Raw genomic sequence first — 16,537 nt, 5'->3', positions numbered from 1 at the left:
CCCACCACATTAAAATGAGATGAGAAGCAGATTAGAAGATATTAGAAAGCAGGCGGCTGGTGGCCATATTCCGCCACAGCCGGCAGCCGCACGCTGACCGTACTGCCGTGGTTTACCACAGAAGCCAGCTCCATTTGCCCCCCGTGCAGCTGCACAATCTTCTGGGTGAGGGCCAGGCCCAGGCCATAGCCCGGCTGAGCGGTACCGTTGGCGGCGCGGTACAAGGGCTCAAACACCCGGCGGATCTCCTGCGGCGCGATACCGATCCCGGTGTCCGTCACGCGCACCTCCAGCGTCTGCGCGTCGGCGTAGCCCAGGCGCACCGTCACGGCAGCTTGCGAGTATTTGCAGGCGTTGTCGAGCAGATTAAAAATAGCCGTCGTCAGTAGCTGAGCGTTGCCAGGCACCATAAATACGTCGGCATCAGTGGTCGGCAAGGGACCAAATTTCAAGCGCAGGTCGCGGTCAGGACACTTGGCGCGGGCGTAGTCCAGGGCCTGCGCTACGCACTCGTCCAGGCGCACTGGCTCCGTGGGCAGCAACGCCGAATCAGCTTTGGCCAGGGCCAGCAGGCCATTGGTGAGGTCGATCAGGTGACGCACTTCCTCAATGCCGGAGCGTAAGCTCTGCCGGGTGTCGGGCAGCGTAGCGTCGTAGTCGAGGGAGGTTTCCAGGGTGCCCAGCAAATTGGCCAGGGGCGTGCGCAGTTGGTGGGAGGCGTGGGCCAGAAAGCTTTTCTGCGACTCAAAAGCCTGCTCCACGCCGCCCAGCATGCGGTTGAACGTGATAGCCAGTTGGGCAATCTCGTCGCGCTGGTTGCCTTCATCCACGCGCTGACTCAGGCTGGAGGCGGTAATTTTTTCCACCTGCCGCACCACCCGCGAAATTGGCTTGAGCGACTCATCGGCGAAATACCAGCCCGCCAGAATAATGAGCACCAGCGCCCCCACGTTGCCCACGAGCAGAATCAGTTGCAGCTTTTCGAGCTGGGCCCAACCAAACTCATCAATACCCGAGGTAAAAATCCGGTAGGCTCTGCCCTCATGCTCATAAAGCAGCCCCACCGTTTCGCGCCGCCCCACGGCGAAGTGCACAGGCTTTTCAGGCGTTATCTTACTTAGGTAAAGCGTGTTATGCGCCTGACTTATGGTATCGAAACTGAGGTAGAGCAGACGGCCACCGGGCCCGTAAATGCTCACCTGCTCGCCCACTAGCGTCAGCAAATCGCGCCGCCGGAAAGCCCCAAAAAAGCCTTTCGACAAGCTACCCCGCTTAATCAGCATGCGGCCCGACAGGGCCGCTTTGCCCGTGAGGCGGTTGATGAAGCGCTGCTCGCGGGAGGCGGCGTGGAAATAATACACGAAGGCTGAAAAGACGAGCTGAATGGCTAATACCAACAGGGTAAAGCGCAGAATCAGTTTGTTGCGAATTAGCATGAGCCGGGCCTATCCTTCACGCAGCACGTAGCCCATACCCACGACGGTATGAATGAGCTTGGGCGAGAAATTGCGGTCCAACTTCTTACGCAAGTAGCTCACGTACACGTCGATGACATTGGTATTGGTATCAAAATCCAACTCCCACACGCGCTCGGCAATATCCACCCGCGACACGATCTTTCCCCGATTACGCAGCAGGTATTCCAGCAGTGCATACTCGCGGGTGGTCAGATCAATGCGCTGGCCCTGGCGGGTGACGGTTTTGGCGTCGAGGTTCAGCTCTAGGTCGGCTAGGCGCAGCACCTGTTTTACGGCTGCCGCGTCGGAGCGGCGCTTGGTGAGAGCGCGGGCCCGGAGTAGCAACTCTTTAAAAGCGAAGGGTTTGACCAGGTAGTCATCGGCGCCCGCCTCGAAGCCTATGACTTTATCATCGAGGCTGTCCAGGGCCGTCAGCAGCAGCACGGGCAAATGGCTGTTATCAGCCCGAATAAGGCGGCACAGCTCAAATCCGTTGATATAGGGCAGATTCACATCCAGAATAACCAGCTCGTAAATGTGCTGCTGAAACAGGGACCGGCCCATCTGCCCGTCGTAAGCTACGTCCAGCTCATAGCCCTCGTTCTCAAAGCCTTTTTTCACGAAAGAAGCCAACTTGGGCTCATCCTCCACGAGTAGTATTTTCATGCCTAGTCCTCGGTAAATGGCGGCCTTATTTCCTTTCAGAGCGGAAGTCATCGGCCCCGCTCAGCAACCGCCCATGGCCGGACTTTGTAATTATCAAGGCTATACTGCCGCAAGATAGGCCTGTAGACCATGTGCTTATCATCATGTTGAAATTTTCTAAGCTACCTACATAATATCTGTTTCTAGCCGTGCGCGCCATAGGTAGTACGCGGAATCGCGGCCCCGCACTTTAGGCGGACAAGAAGGCGGTGAGCTCCCCGGTATGCGTCAAGGTGAGTTGGTGCATGGCCCGCGTGCAGGCTACGTAGAGCATGCGCTTATCTACCTCCGTTTTATACGTCGGGGCGGAGGCCAAGGGAACTAGCACCGCGTCGAATTCCAGTCCTTTCGCCAGATGGGCCGTGGTGATGACGATGCCTTCTGTGAAGGAAGTGGATTCCTCGGTGAGCAAGTGAATCGCGGGGGCTTGCAGCACCCGATACGCCTCCTGAGCCTGCTGGAGGGTTTTGCAGATGATACCCAGGGACTGATGGCCGGAGCGATGGAAGTCCGTGATCCGCTGCTGAATGGTCTGCCACTCCTCGGCCTGGCTGCTACAGCGCACGACGACGGGCTCCGGTCCGTGCCGCTCCAGAGGAATGATGTGGGGATTGGGCGTGATGCGCTGCGCGAAGGCTGTTATCTCGACCGTGGAGCGGTAGCTGCGGTACAGTTTCACTACGTCGGCCTGCGGGAATACCCGTTCAATGGTTTCGGCGGAGGAAGCGCTGTAGGGATTCACCGTCTGGCTGACATCGCCCAGAATGGTCTTGCGGCACGCGAACAACCGCGACAACACGGCATATTGCACGGGGGTATAGTCCTGCATCTCGTCCACCAGCAGGTGCTTGACCTGGTCGTAGGCACTCAGGCCTTCCAGGCGCAGGCGCAGGTAGATCAGGGCAAAGACATCCGCGTATTCCAAGCGCGCGCGCTGATCGTACCTAAACAGCTCGGGCCGACCGATCCAGCGATAAAAATCCCGGTAGAAGTCCAGCACCTGCTGAAACCTGAACAGGCGGGGAATTGCTTCTCCGATTGTTGCCTTCTCCCGCCCCGTTAGCTTCCGGCGGGTAGCGTCCCGCACATAGGTGCGCACATCCTCGGCAACCAGCGCCAATCGCTTTAAGAGCGGCACCCGGTGATAGCCCTTGAATTTGGCCACCAGAAATGCCCCGGCGACGAGGGTGGGGCCCACCCGCAGGTCGGTAGCGGCGAAGTAGTGATTCTCAATGTAGAGAAGGTACTGATCCAGTTGGTTGAGGAAGTCGAAGGAGGACTTGAACCGGATGCGTTCGATGAAGGCCGGGTCGTGGTCCTGCAGCAGCGCGGACACTTGTTCGAAGAAGGACTGGAACGGGTACTTGCCTTCAAGCAAGTCGGCCGCCAGCTCGTCCATACCCAGCTCGGGGATGTGCTCTTCCCCCAGCTCAGGCAATACGTTGGAGATGTAGTCGGCGAAGACTTTGTTGGGCGAGATGATGAGCAAATCCTTGGCCTTGATGGTGTCCCGGTAGCGATACAACAGGAAGGCCAGGCGATGCAAGGCAATGGAGGTTTTGCCCGAGCCGGCCACGCCCTGAATGACCATCACCTGCGCGGTCTCGTTGCGAATCACCGCGTTCTGGTCCCGCTGAATGGTGGCGACGATGTTCTTCATCTTGTCGTCGGAGGACTTGGCCAGCTCCCGTTGCAGCACGTCGTCGTGAATGTTGACGTCACTGTCGATCATAAACTCCAGGCGGCCGTCGCGGATTTTGTACTGCCGCTTTAGCGCAATAGTGCCCCGAATTGGGCCCGACGGGGTAGTGAAGGAGGCTGCCCCCAGCTCGTAGTCGTAGAACAGGGAGGCAATGGGGGCCCGCCAGTCGTAGATCAGGCCCTGGCGCTGCTGCTCATCGACGAAGGAGTACATCCCGATGTACACGGGCAGCGCTACCTTATTCTGGAGGGCAAAATCAATGCGGCCAAAGTAGGGCGACTGCCCTAGCTTGAGGAGCTTGTGCTTCCGGGCCACGGCCGCTTCGCCCGTAAAAGCCATGCGGTTAATAGATTGGTCGGCGGCGACCATGTCGGCGTCGTCCAGGCTGGACTGGTGTTCGTGGAGGTACTGCTTTTTCTCCCGGAGCTCGTGGGAAAATTGCTTGACGGCATCATCGACCCGCCGAATGGCCACGGTCAGCTTCTCCTTAATTACTTCCAGGTATTCTCTCTCTTCTTGCTCCGTTGCGTTCATCCTGGGGGGCTTTTTGACAGTGGACGGCAAAGGTGGGCTCAAATCCCGGTCGGTTGAAGCATCCGGCCTCTTTTATTAGGCGGCGGGCCCTTCAATGACGCTAGGGGGCTTTTTTCCTCAGTAGCTATTCAAACTATCAACACGCAGCCTTAGAGTTCAAGAAGGGCGGCGTTAGCAAACCGTATGGGAGGCGGCCTCTTAGAAAAAAGCCCCCCAGGCGTTCTTCGGCGTCCCCGCACCCATAGCACTGCCTTCCTACAAGTTCTCTCAAGAGACGCAGATAATAGCCCGTGATTGAATGGCGCCAAAAGGCTCGTATAAAACGTACTTTTCCCATCTTCGTTACCAGCTTTGGTCAGCGCCGGCGCGCCCGGCTCCCTACCCTTTCTCTTTTCCTGCCATGCATCCCTTCTCGCTGCAACCCCGCTTAGAAACCGACACTCTCCGGCTGCTGCCCTTGCAGGCGGCCGACTTTGCGGACCTGTACGCCGTCGCGGCCGATCCCAAGATCTGGGAGCAGCACCCCAATAAGGACCGCTGGCGACAAGAGGTATTTACCTCCTTTTTCGAAGGGGCCATGCAGAGCGGCGGGGCCTTCAAAGTGGTGGATAAAGCGACAGGTGCCACGCTGGGCAGCACCCGCCTCTACGACTACAATGCCCCCGACAACAGCATCCTGATCGGCTACACCTTCTACGGTAGAGAGTCCTGGGGCACCGGCGTCAACCAGGCCGTGAAACGCCTGCTGCTGGACTACGTGTTTCAGTTCGTGGACACGGTTCGGTTTCACATCGGGGCGGGCAATGTGCGCTCGCAAATTGCCATCCAGCGGCTGGGCGCCACCAAGGTTGCGGAGCAGGAAGTGGCCTATTACGGCGAGCCGCCCCAGCTCAACTTTGTGTACGCCATCGACAAACCCACCTGGGCCGCGCGCACCGCGTGAGCCGCCTGGCTAAGAACCCGTGCTTGGATGACCGAATCGTCAATTGGTATGTATAAAAGCCCCTTTTTATTGAAAAAAGAAGTCTAAGGTACGCATGCCCCGGCTGTTGGGTGGCTGGTGCGGCAACTACCTGGTCAAGTGGTAATAAATTGGTAATAAATCCCTAATCTAGGATGCCGTCTAGTTCAGGCTAGACGGGAGACCTTTGCTTTGCCTTTCCACCATTCCCTAATCCCCTGTTCTATGAAGCGTACTGTTACCCGCCTGAGCACCCTGCTGGTGCTACTGACCCTGGCCGTCTCCTGCTCGAAAGACGAGCTCGTGGCTCCCATTCCCTCACCCACCGCAGCGCCTAGTAGCCAAGATGCCACCCGCGACAGCCATCTGGCCCTGGGCAACCCCAGCGGGGCCATCGCCGACCCGTATTACTACTGGAACTACTTGCTGGTGAAGCCTCAGTTTACTATGTCCTACCACCGCGACCGGGGAGTACCCAACTGGGTCAGTTGGCACTTGAGCAGCGCTTGGCTGGGCAGCACCCCGCGGCAGGACAACTTTTCCACCGACGCGTCCCTGCCCACGGGCTGGTACCGGGTCACGAGCACCAGCTACTCGGGCTCGGGCTTCGACCGGGGTCACCTATGCCCGTCGGCGGATCGCACAGCCTCGATCGCCGATAACTCGGCCACCTTCAAGATGACCAACATGATGCCCCAGGCGCCAACCAACAACCAGCAAACTTGGGCAAATCTGGAAAATTACTGCCGCACGCTGGTAGGCCAGGGCTACGAGCTCTACGTGATTGCCGGCAGTTATGGCAAGGGGGGCACGGGCTCCGCTGGCTACAAGACGACACTGGATGCGGGCCGCGTGACCGTGCCTGCGCGCACCTGGAAAGTCGTGGTGGTGCTGCCCGAGGGCAGCTCGGACGCGAGTCGGGTGAGCACCGGCACGCGCGTGATTGCCGTAGATATGCCCAACACAAACACCCTCAGCACCAGCTGGGGAAGCTACCGCACCACGGTCGACGCCATTGAGTCCGCCACGGGCTACAACATTCTCTCGGCCGTCTCGAGCACCGTGCAGAGCACCGTCGAGGCAAGAGTGGACGCCGGGCCGACAAACTAAGCCCGGTGGGCACAAAAAAGCCTCTCGCCCCCGGGTGGGAGGCTTTTTTGTGCCCATCAAGTTGCTTTATCTCTGCACCTGCTGGCGGCTGGTCCACACCTTTGTTGGTCGGGCCACTTCCTGCGTTGGGTGTCCCTTAGCTGGGGGCGGCGTTGCCCTTGGCAGCGACGTGGCTGCGAAAGAGCAGGATGTCTTTGTCGAAGAGGTAAATGCCACTTTTGTCGTCACCCACCAACTCGAGCTTGTCGTTGAGGGTGCGGGCCAGTGCTTCCTCCTCCAGCTGCTCCGAGACGTACCACTGCAAAAAGTTGTGGGTGGCGAAGTCCCGCTCATGCAGGGCCAGACCTACCAGCTCGTTGATACTGGCGGAGACAGCCATCTCGTGGTGCAGAAAGTCCTGAAAGACCCGCTGCAGGGACTGAAAGGTGAGGACAGGTTGCGCTAGGGCGGGCACTAGGGCAAAGCCGCCGCGCTCGTTGACGTAGCGGATGAGCTTGAGCATGTGGACCCGCTCCTCTTGGCTTTGCTGGTAAAAGAAGGTGGTTACCCCGTCCAGACCGGGCTGAATTTCGGCCCAGGAGGCCATGGCCAAGTAGGCCTGGGAGGACTGCGCCTCCAGGGCAATTTGTTGGTTGAGCGCGTCTTGCAGCGGAGCTGTGAGCATCGTAAAGCAGGGTTAACACCACGAAACAGGAACGGTGCGGCCCGCCCGGTCCCACCTGCTATCCTATACGGGAACATGACCTAGAAAGGATAAGGCTGTCCAAGCGCGGCGGCTTATTAGCCCGAGAGTAACTCACCAGAGAAGGGGTATCAGCACCGGAAGAAGAATCGCGGGGAACTGCCGTGGGGATTGTGCTGGCTCCGGCCTTACCGGCTCGGGGGGCAAATGCAGGCTAAATTCGGTGTAGTGCCCCTCTTCCGAGCGCAATTGCAAGGTGCCACCGTGGCCCTGGGTGATGATCTCGTAGCTCAGCGACAAACCCAGGCCGGTGCCCTGCCCGGGCGGCTTGGTCGTGAAAAACGGCTGAAACACTTTCTCCTGAACCCCCGCCGGTATTCCGAGCCCGTTGTCCCACACGCGGATTTCCACGGTCTGTGCGTCGCGCCGCGTCCGCACCCGTACTTGGGGCTGGTAGTCATGGCCCGTTTCCTGCTGCTCAGAGCGCTGCTGGGTCGCGTAAAAGGCATTACTGAATAGATTGAGGAGAACCCGCCCGATGTCCTGGGGCACGACGGCCAGAGAACCAAGTCGCTCGTCGTACTCCGCCACAAGGTCGCAGCGGAAATCGGGATTCTTGGCGCGTGCGCCCTGGTAGGCCAGGCGCAGATACTCATCGGTGAGCTGGTTGAGTTTGGTCGGCTGTTTGGTGCCGGTAGCTTGGCGGCTGTGAGCCAGCATGCCCCGCACAATGGTGTCGGCGCGGCGGCCGTAGTGGTTGATCGTTGAGTAGGTTGGCTTTCAGATCGGCCAGCAGCGCCGCCTCAAAGGCCGCATCAGGGGTGGGTTTCTGCTGCTCCGCGGCTAGGTCGTCGAGCAGCTCGGCGCTGACCTCCGAGAAGTTGTTGACGAAGTTCAGCGGGTTCTTAATCTCTTGGGCAATGCCGGCCGTCAGCTCCCCCAAGGAGGCCATCTTCTCTTTCTGAATGAGCTGAGCCTGGGTGGTTTGCAGAACCTGGTAAGCCTGCTCGGCGTGGGCGCGCTGGGCGTCCAGCTCCCCTTTTTGCTGACTCAATAAGGCATTGCTGCGCTGCTGCCGCCGCGTTGTGCGCCACAGTAGCAGCGCCACCAGCAGCCCAACGCATGCGCAGCTACGGCCAGGCCGTAGCTGCGCATGCGTTCTCGGTACGCTTGGCGGGTGGCCGCCAACTCCTGCTGGCGCTGCTGCTCCTCAAAGCGGATCGTGAGCAGCTGCTTCACCTTTTGCTGGCTGAACAGGCTATCTTTGGCGGCCACGGCTACCTTGTAGTAACGCAGGGCCTGGGTGTCGTCGCGGCCTTCGTAAAGCTGGGCCAACAGTTGGCTGGCTGGCAAAATACCGGTCAGAAACTGGCTCTGCTGCGCGACTCGGAGTGACTGCCGGGCATAGACCAGGCTGGAGTCGCGGGCCCCCGTTGCCTGATGCAGCGTGGCCAGCCGCAAGTAAATGATATTCTGTTCAGCTGGGTCCTGAGTCAGGCGCCCGGCCCGCCGATATAGGCGCAGCGCCTCGCCCACGTTGTTTTGTTGCTTGCGAATATCCCCCAGCACGTACAGCGTGTTGGGCAGCACCATCTGGGCGGCTGGATTTTGTGTAAATATTAAGGCTAGGCGTGGGTATGCTTCGGCTGAATCCACTTGCCCGCTATTGGCATACAGCTCCCCCAGGTTGCAGTACTGGATGGCGTGGAGCAGCGAGTCGGGCGGCCGACCGGCCTGTCGCTGATGCAGCTTAAACAACCGCAAGGCCTCCCGCTGGTGCTTCAGGCCCTGCGCGTAGTCCTTTTGGTCGATATAGGCTACCGCCATGTTATTGTGCGCTACCGACTGCTGGCGCAGATTATGCAATGACTCACTCAGATCTGCGGACTGCTGCATCAGCCGGATGGCGCGGGGATAGTCGCCCAGTTGCACCATAATGGCCCCCATGACATTGAGGGCATGCGCCTGGCCCATTGGATAGGTCAAGCGGCGGGCCAGCGCATACCCTTGCTGCACAAGCCGGTAGGCCGTATCCGGCCGGGTATTACGATAGTTAAACGCTAGGTCGATGAGCAGCATTACCCGGTTGGTATCGTCGGGCTGGGTTAGCAAGCGTTGACGCAGGCTGTCCGGCAGGGTCGGTCTGTCCTGCGCCCGCGCCAGCTGCGGCAGCCCAAGCAGGCTTAGGAATAGACCGGTGGAAAGCAGGATGAGCAGCAATAACGTTCGCATGGCCAGCAGCTTGTTGTCAGATTGGAGTATTGCTGCTCACCAGCAGAAAGTAGCGCAGACCGGCATGCCGACCGCTGCACCAGGAGGAGCTACGTAGCCCCGTGTACTTCAAAATCAGCCGGCGCCGCACAGGAAGAGGCTATTCACTTAAAACCTGTTGTTGCCAGATTGCGCGCAGTAAGCAACCGGATTGCAAAGGGCCAGGTATACGCTTTATTACCGTTTAAAATAAAAGACAGTCTCGCCCATAGCCCGTTATTCCAGACGCAAGAGATGGGGGGCTTTTTTATTTAAACTGCCCTTACTGCGCTGCCGCTGTAGGCAACACCCCTACCTGCTGCAATAACCCAACGGTATCCATCAGTATCCTGCTTTCAGCAAAGCGGCCATTCCTCACCACGTCCATCACCACTCCCCAGACCTCCACCCTTTTATTCGTGGGGGGATACCCATAAAGGCCCCGGCGTGCGTTCCCGTCCAGGTGAATCGGGTTACCACCTTCTCCCCTTCCGCAATTTGTTCCTGCACCGTCCAGTGCATGTCAGGAAAGCCGGCGAGCATAGCTGTAATCGCAAACTTTAATCCTTCTCGGCCTGGTCCTTGGCCCGGAAACGGCACCTGTTCCGTAAAGTCTTTCGCAACTAGATCGTCGATGGCATGGAGGTTCTTCTTGTTTATGACTTCCTCAATAAAATGAGTCATAAATTCTTTGTTTTCGGCGGCAGCCATAGCGGTCAGTATGTAGGTAGGAAAGGATTGATTGTGCGTAATGGCTTCAGCACCAGCAGCCAGAAAAAGCCCCCCAGCCTGCGGTAGCCGCCACGACGGCGCGGAGTTTACGCCACGACTAGCCCGTAATTGGCCATGATTTCCTGCACCCGGACCGGGTCTGGCGGGCCGCCGGCTTGTAGCAGGGCCCCCAACTCCCGAAAATAAGCCGGGCCAATGCGGGCCGGGGTCAGCACGGTGAGTACCGTCGCCGTTTCGGTGCCCAGGTTGGCGTGGTGGTGCACCACGCCGCGCGGGATAAAGCACGAATCGCCCACGCCCAGCGCCCGCACCTGGCCGGCCACGGTGGTCGTCATGCTGCCCGCCAGCCCATAGAGTAGCTCGTCCACGTCCTCGTGGTAGTGCGGGGCGGGCACCTTCGCCCCGGGCGGCACCGAAAACTCGAACATGACCAGGCGCTGTTCGGTATCGTCGCCATCGAGCAAAAAGCGCAACTCCAGTGCGCCCACGCGAATAATTTCTTTGGGTTCTGGCATGTTGGAGGTAGTAGTTTTCCTTCGATTTGGTAAGTGTTTATTAACTGCCTTCGTCTACAGAGCAAGGCCTTGAGTGAGACGATCTGTCTCCTGCCGCGAGCCGAGTCGTGTAGGGCCACCAGCTTAGGACTGGGCGAGGTGCATGTCGAAGCTAGAAGCCCGCTCTACTACTTGCTGAATTACTTGCGCGTCCACGGAGGCAGCAAAGGCGCCTTCCCGAGCCGCCTCAATGCCGAACTCTTCAAAAAAAGCTCGAAAGCCCTTGGGGCTATGCACGTTCAGCCACCTGCAGGGCACGGCGCCCACGTTACTGAAGGTATGTACGGTATTGGGGGGCAAATCAATCGATTCGCCAGCCGGTACCGGCACGGGCTGGCCATCCACCAGAAACTCAAGCTGGCCGTCCAGCACGTAGAACAGCTCGTGGTAGCGGGTATGGTGGTGGGGCGGCGGGCCGGGTACCTGCGGCAGGGTGACACCTTCGAGCAAATCGTAGTCGCCTGAGGATGCGTGCAGGGTTAGGGTGTGGCCCAGGCAAATAATTTCTTTTTTCATGAGGAAATAGTTTATGAGATAGTTGTCTCACAAACATAACCAAGAAATTATCCGATTTGCAAATTTCATGAGATATTTGTCTCATGAAAAATAAAACCCTCACCACTGGTCGAATTCAGCAGAAACGAGCGACCCGCGCCAAAATTCTGGAAACGGCCCAGCGCCTGCTGCAAACCCAAGCCGCCTTTTCCCTCGAAGACGTGGCTCAGACCTTGGGTATCTCCCGGGCCACTATCTACCGCTATTTTTCAGACGTGGATCTGCTCTGCACGGAGGCTGCCCTTTCGTTCCAGGCAAAACAGCCCGCCGATTTTGTGCTGGATACCCAGCACCTAGGACTGGCCGAATCGCTGGCCTACGTGCAAGCCTACTACAATTGGTTGGCGCAACGCCACGAGCCCGCGTTCCGCAAATACCTGAGTGTAGTCCTGGCTGAATCGGTGAAGCAAGGCAGCGGCGCGTCGCTGCGGGGCGCCCGCCGGCTCGACGCGCTAGAAGCGGTGATGCGGCGCTACGCCGCCCAGATTGAGCCGGCAAACTACGAGCGCCTTAAGCAGACGGTGTCCGTCTTGACGGGCATTGAGCCCATGATTGTCAACAAGGATGTCAATGGTCTCTCGAATGACGCTTCCAATGATCTGTTGCAGTGGGCGCTGCAAATGATTCTTAAGGGCATGGAAGCAGAAAAGGTTGGAACCGGGACGACGGGCGCGGCTGGGAAAGCCAGCAACAGTTAAACTACTTCCTCATTCGCATGCGGCAGCCGCCGGGCAGACGCGACGCGTGATGAGTGCAACTTAACCTTAGCGACAAAAAGCCATACTACGCTTCGAAACTGATGTTTATGGTATGCCTGGCGAAGCACCCAAACAAAAAAGCCGTCCCCACCCGGAAACGGCTTTTTTACTAGTATCGGAACCGGAGAAAATTCCCACCCAACCCCGGTCCGATCCTGTTCGCTGGGCTTAGTGCCGGAACATCAGTTCGCGGTACTTCACCAGCGGCCAGTCCTCATCGGCCACCATCAGTTCCAGCTTATCGGTGGAACGACGGATGGCGTCGAAACATGTCTTTATCTCGTCACAGTAGGCAATGGCCCGAGCGCGGGTGTCTTCAATTTTATTAACTCGTTTGCGGCGCTCAATCATCTCGACCACTGTGGTTTTGATAGTTGAAATATGACGCGAAATAGCTTTGATAGTGTCCACCGTCACCTGCGAGAACTCATCGTCGAGGCCCAACTCACGCAGACCACTGATGTTGGTGATCAGCTTGGTTTGGTAAGCGATGGCCGTTGGAATGACGTGGTTGATGGCCAGGTCGCCCATAGTACGGCTCTCAATCTGGATTTTCTTGATGTAATCTTCCAGCAAAATCTCGTGGCGGGCGTGCAGCTCTACGGGCGAGAAAATTTGGTGACGACCAAATAGATCCGCTGCGTCTTCGCGAATCAGGGCATCAAGGGCTAAAGGCGTGGTGCGCACGTTGGCCAGGCCACGACGGTTGGCTTCGTCTTCCCACTCCTGCGAGTAGCCGTTGCCTTCGAAACGAATGGCTTTGGAAGAAATCACGTACTCGCGCAACACTTCTACAATGGCGACTTCTTTCTTCTTGCCCTGCTCAATCAGCTCATCTACCGACTGTTTGAAGTTGATCAGCTGCTCAGCTACGATGGTGTTGAGCACTGTCATGGCCGACGAGCAGTTAGCCGAAGAACCCACGGCGCGCAGTTCAAACTTATTGCCGGTGAAGGCAAACGGCGACGTGCGGTTGCGGTCGGTGTTGTCGAGCAGAATAGCTGGAATCTTGTCGATGCCGAGCTTAAGGTAAATATTGTCTCCTTTGTCGAGAGGCAGCTTAGCGGTACGCTCCAACTCATCCAATACGGAGTTGAGCTGCGAACCTACGAACACCGACATGATAGCCGGAGGAGCTTCATTTGCACCCAGGCGATGGTCGTTGGAGGCGGAAGCGATGCTGGCACGCAATAAATCGGCGTAGCGGTGTACAGCCTTGATGGTGGTAATAAAGAAAGCCAGGAACTGCAGATTTTCTTTCGGGCGACGACCGGGCGCTAGCAGGTTTACGCCAGTATCGGTGCTCATAGCCCAGTTGTTGTGCTTACCTGAGCCGTTTACACCCGCAAAAGGCTTTTCGTGGAGGAGAACCTTGAAGTTGTGCTGCTCGGCCACACGCTCCATGATATCCATCAGGAGTTGGTTGTGGTCGATGGCCAGGTTGGCATCCTCAAAGGTTGGGGCGCACTCATACTGATTGGGTGCCACCTCATTATGGCGCGTCCGCAACGGAATACCAAGGCGGTTTGCCTCTTCCTCGTAGTCGAGCATGAAGGCGTGTACCCGGCTCGGAATGGAGCCGAAGTAATGGTCTTCCAGCTGCTGGCCTTTGGCGGGCGCGTGCCCGAAGAGGGTGCGGCCGGTCATCACCAGGTCAGGGCGTGCGTCGAAAAGGGCTCTATCTACCAGAAAATACTCCTGCTCGATACCGAGGGTCGTATTTACCCGATTTACGTCCTTATCGAAGTACTGGCAAACATCAACCGCGGCCTGTTCCAGAATAGCTAGTGACTTAAGCAGCGGTGCTTTATAGTCGAGGGCCTCGCCGGTGTAAGCCACAAAAATAGTGGGGATACACAGCGTTTTGGCGCCAGCGGTTTCAATGATAAAGGCCGGAGAAGTTGGATCCCATGCAGTGTAGCCGCGTGCCTCGAAGGTATTGCGAATACCGCCGCTCGGGAAGCTCGACGCGTCGGGCTCCTGCTGCACCAACGCCGAGCCCTTAAAGTTCTCAATTGGACGACCGTCGGAGTTCAGGTCGAAAAATGAGTCGTGCTTTTCGGCAGTGGCACCGGTCAGGGGCTGAAACCAGTGAGTATAGTGGGTAGCGCCCTTGGCCATGGCCCAGGTTTTCATGGCCGAGGCCACGGCGTCGGCCACGCTGCGCTCTACAGGCGTGCCTTGCTTTACCGCCGATTGTAGCTTTTTGAAATACTCGCCCGGCATGGTGGCGCGCATGGCATCCAGATTGAACACATTGCGGCCGAACGTATCGGAACGACGCTCCCCAGACTGAACCACCGTAATGGGTCGGCGCTGATCTACAAGTTCGAGGGCTTTAAAGCGGAGAATTGCCATGTAAAGTTTAAGCAGGGTTAATATTTCTAAGGCAAATGTAGATGAATAGTACTTTATTTTCCAAATACCCCTTCAAAATCAGGGTGTAATCTGGAAATATATGGTATTTATATTGAAAACCACCTGAATATCACTAGACCGTCATGCAGAGCGAAGCATCTCGCGTATTTAGCGGGAGTGCTAACCTCACGACAGCACGCGAGATGCTTCGCTCCGCTTTGTATGACGGTCTTGTGGCAGCAATGCCCACAAGGATAAATGCCTTGCTTTCATCATCGCCTTGCAGCGCTACCTTTGCGGCGTGAGAAACCGTTTTGCCTTCCAGCCGTGGTATTTCTTGTTCTGGCTGGTTTTTTTTGTGGCCGCGAAGGCTATTTTTCTGGGTTACCACACGGCCAAAATGGCTAAGTTGTCGTGGGCTACCGTGGGGGGCATTTTTGGTTACGGACTGCGGCTGGATGCTTCCACGGCGGCGTACTTGTGCATTCTGCCGTTTGTGCTGCTGCTGGGGGGCAATTTGGCCGGTCCGCGCTTCCCCACCGACCGGCTGATTCGCTTCTACACGGCTGTGATGGGCGTGGTGGTCAGTGTTTTTACCGTGGCCGACCTGGAGCTATACCGTGCCTGGGGCTTCCGCCTCGATGCCACTCCCCTCCAATATATTGACTCACCTGCGGAAATAATGGCCTCGGCCGGCAGTGCGCCCGTGCTGCTGCTGGGGGGCATTTTTGGCGCTTTACTGGTGCTGGGCTGGATATTATATAAAAAACTGGTGGGTCGTCTGCCAGGGCTGCCGGCCGGCTTCGGACGGCTGCGGGCGGCGCTGGTGAGTTTGCTACTGTTGGCCCTGCTGGTGGTGCCCATGCGCGGTGGGGTGCAGCAAATTCCAATCAATCAGAGCGACGTGTACTTTTCCAGCCAGTCCTTTGCCAACCACGCGGCCGTGAATGTGCCCTGGAACGTGCTGAACTCGCTGATGCTCAAGAATACCGGCCCGAACCCGTACCAGTTTATGCCCGATTCCACGGCCCAGCGCATCGTAAAGCAGCTTTATGCTGCGCCGGCTACCGTTGCTGCGGCTGATTCCGGCAACAATATTCTGCGGACGCCACGACCTAACGTGCTGTTTATCATTCTGGAGAGCTTTACCGCCAAGTTTGTAGGCAGTACGGGCGGGGAGCGCGGCATAACGCCAACGTTGGACAGCTTGGCCCGCACCGGTGTGTTGTTTAAAAACGTGTACGCCAGCGGCGACCGAAGCCAGAAGGGCCTCGTAGCACTGCTCAGTGGCTACCCCAACCAACCTACGGGCAGCATTATTAAGGTGCCGCGCAAAACAGAGCGCCTCCCCCACTTGGCTCGCTCCTTCAAGCAAGCCAGCTACCGCAGCTCCTATTATTATGGGGGCGAGCTGGCCTTTGCCAACATGAAAAGCTACCTCGTGGCCGCCGGCTACGACCAGCTCACCGAGCGCGCGGATTTTACCCCCCAGGAGCAAAACTCCAAGTGGGGCGCCCACGACCACATTCTTTTCAACCGCATTCTCACCGATTTAAACCAAAGGCCCGCCACCCAACCTTTCTTTCTCACGGCCTTCACCCTCAGCAGCCACGAGCCTTTCGAGATTCCGATTCCGAAAAAATTTCCCGGCACCACCGAAACGGCGCTGTTTCGCAACTCTGTTTATTATACTGATTGGGCGCTGGGCCGCTTTCTGCGCCAGGCCAGCCAGCAGCCGTGGTGGGACAATACGCTGGTGGTGCTGGTGGCAGACCACGGCCACCCGTTGCCCGGCAACTCCGCCAATGAAAGTCCGGCCAAGTTTCATATCCCGCTGATCTTGGCCGGCGGGGCGTTGCGGCCAGAAGCGCGGGGCCGCGTAGTTTCCAGCTTTGGGACTCAAACTGATGTTGCTACTACATTGTTAGCCCAGCTAGATCTGCCAACTAAAGAGTACGCCTGGGGCCGCGATTTGCTGCGGCTGGGGGGCAAATCTTTCGCGTTTTACAACTTCAATGATGGTTTTGGGATGCTCACCCCGGCCGGCGCCGTCACCTACGACCACGTCGCACGCCGCGTGCTTTTCCGTGGTGCGGGCGTGCCCGATGCTCAAGTGCAACAGGGACAAGCGTATCAGCAGGTATCGTTCGAGGACTATTTGCGCAAGTGATATGCACTG

At 57.9% G+C, this 16,537-nt stretch carries 15 protein-coding genes; 4 read left to right on the top strand and 11 right to left on the bottom strand.

Features of this window, described 5'->3' with window-relative positions; translation table 11 throughout:
• Window positions 1-41: 41 nt before the first annotated feature.
• The 3 genes from H8B13_RS02885 to H8B13_RS02875 all read right to left on the bottom strand — a co-directional run bounded on the left by H8B13_RS02885 (window position 42) and on the right by H8B13_RS02875 (window position 4,440).
• A complete protein-coding gene (locus H8B13_RS02885; RefSeq protein ID WP_187309308.1) occupies window positions 42-1,436 on the bottom strand; it encodes an ATP-binding protein in 1,395 nt (464 codons plus the stop codon).
• Between the two features lie 9 nt (window positions 1,437-1,445).
• On the bottom strand, window positions 1,446-2,123 hold the full coding sequence (locus tag H8B13_RS02880; protein WP_187309307.1) for a response regulator transcription factor: 678 nt from the start codon (window positions 2,121-2,123) through the stop codon (window positions 1,446-1,448).
• Between the two features lie 229 nt (window positions 2,124-2,352).
• On the bottom strand, window positions 2,353-4,440 hold the full coding sequence (locus H8B13_RS02875) for a HelD family protein (protein ID WP_261990202.1): 2,088 nt from the start codon (window positions 4,438-4,440) through the stop codon (window positions 2,353-2,355).
• 358 nt (window positions 4,441-4,798) lie between these two features.
• On the opposite strand from H8B13_RS02875, the gene H8B13_RS02870 reads away from it, so the two are divergent.
• Window positions 4,799-5,341: a GNAT family N-acetyltransferase gene (locus tag H8B13_RS02870; RefSeq protein WP_187309306.1), complete on the top strand. Its 543-nt coding sequence runs from the start codon at window positions 4,799-4,801 to the stop codon at window positions 5,339-5,341.
• Window positions 5,342-5,584: 243 nt separating this feature from the next.
• Window positions 5,585-6,469 carry a DNA/RNA non-specific endonuclease gene (locus H8B13_RS02865; protein WP_187309305.1) on the top strand — a complete coding sequence of 295 codons (885 nt, stop codon included), beginning with the start codon at window positions 5,585-5,587 and terminating at the stop codon, window positions 6,467-6,469.
• 136 nt (window positions 6,470-6,605) lie between these two features.
• Here H8B13_RS02865 and H8B13_RS02860 read toward each other — a convergent pair whose 3' ends face one another.
• From H8B13_RS02860 to H8B13_RS02835, 7 genes are all read right to left on the bottom strand, one after another.
• Window positions 6,606-7,133, bottom strand: coding sequence for a ferritin (locus H8B13_RS02860; RefSeq protein ID WP_187309304.1), 528 nt, complete (start codon window positions 7,131-7,133; stop codon window positions 6,606-6,608).
• Between the two features lie 132 nt (window positions 7,134-7,265).
• The gene (locus H8B13_RS02855) at window positions 7,266-7,871 is read right to left on the bottom strand and encodes a sensor histidine kinase (protein ID WP_261990201.1); all 606 of its coding nucleotides are present in this window, start codon (window positions 7,869-7,871) and stop codon (window positions 7,266-7,268) included.
• On the bottom strand, window positions 7,804-8,259 hold the full coding sequence (locus H8B13_RS21110) for a hypothetical protein (protein ID WP_261990200.1): 456 nt from the start codon (window positions 8,257-8,259) through the stop codon (window positions 7,804-7,806). The genes H8B13_RS02855 and H8B13_RS21110 overlap by 68 nt, the downstream gene beginning before the upstream one ends.
• Window positions 8,202-9,383: a tetratricopeptide repeat protein gene (locus H8B13_RS02850; RefSeq protein ID WP_187309303.1), complete on the bottom strand. Its 1,182-nt coding sequence runs from the start codon at window positions 9,381-9,383 to the stop codon at window positions 8,202-8,204. The genes H8B13_RS21110 and H8B13_RS02850 overlap by 58 nt, the downstream gene beginning before the upstream one ends.
• Before the next feature lie 405 nt (window positions 9,384-9,788).
• Window positions 9,789-10,112 carry an ester cyclase gene (locus H8B13_RS02845; protein ID WP_187309302.1) on the bottom strand — a complete coding sequence of 108 codons (324 nt, stop codon included), beginning with the start codon at window positions 10,110-10,112 and terminating at the stop codon, window positions 9,789-9,791.
• Between the two features lie 107 nt (window positions 10,113-10,219).
• Complete coding sequence (locus H8B13_RS02840; RefSeq protein WP_187309301.1) at window positions 10,220-10,648, bottom strand: cupin domain-containing protein; 429 nt, start codon at window positions 10,646-10,648, stop codon at window positions 10,220-10,222.
• A 123-nt stretch (window positions 10,649-10,771) separates the two neighbouring features.
• Entirely contained in the window at window positions 10,772-11,203 is a 432-nt protein-coding gene (locus tag H8B13_RS02835; RefSeq protein WP_187309300.1) for a cupin domain-containing protein, read from the bottom strand.
• A gap of 83 nt (window positions 11,204-11,286) precedes the next feature.
• Here H8B13_RS02835 and H8B13_RS02830 point away from each other — a divergent pair, with 83 nt between their 5' ends.
• Window positions 11,287-11,940 (top strand): TetR/AcrR family transcriptional regulator, encoded by a 654-nt coding sequence (locus H8B13_RS02830; protein ID WP_187309299.1) that lies wholly within the window; start codon window positions 11,287-11,289, stop codon window positions 11,938-11,940.
• Window positions 11,941-12,168: 228 nt separating this feature from the next.
• Here the strand turns inward: H8B13_RS02830 and H8B13_RS02825 are convergent, their stop codons facing one another.
• Window positions 12,169-14,358, bottom strand: a complete 2,190-nt coding sequence (locus H8B13_RS02825; RefSeq protein WP_187309298.1) for a glutamine synthetase III — start codon at window positions 14,356-14,358, stop codon at window positions 12,169-12,171.
• A gap of 301 nt (window positions 14,359-14,659) precedes the next feature.
• On the opposite strand from H8B13_RS02825, the gene H8B13_RS21485 reads away from it, so the two are divergent.
• On the top strand, window positions 14,660-16,528 hold the full coding sequence (locus H8B13_RS21485; RefSeq protein ID WP_187309297.1) for an LTA synthase family protein: 1,869 nt from the start codon (window positions 14,660-14,662) through the stop codon (window positions 16,526-16,528).
• Window positions 16,529-16,537 lie beyond the last annotated feature (9 nt).

Origin of the sequence: Hymenobacter sp. BT188 (assembly GCF_014333585.1) — a bacterium.
Lineage (GTDB): Bacteria > Bacteroidota > Bacteroidia > Cytophagales > Hymenobacteraceae > Hymenobacter.
This window is presented reverse-complemented; position numbering and strand designations above follow the sequence as displayed.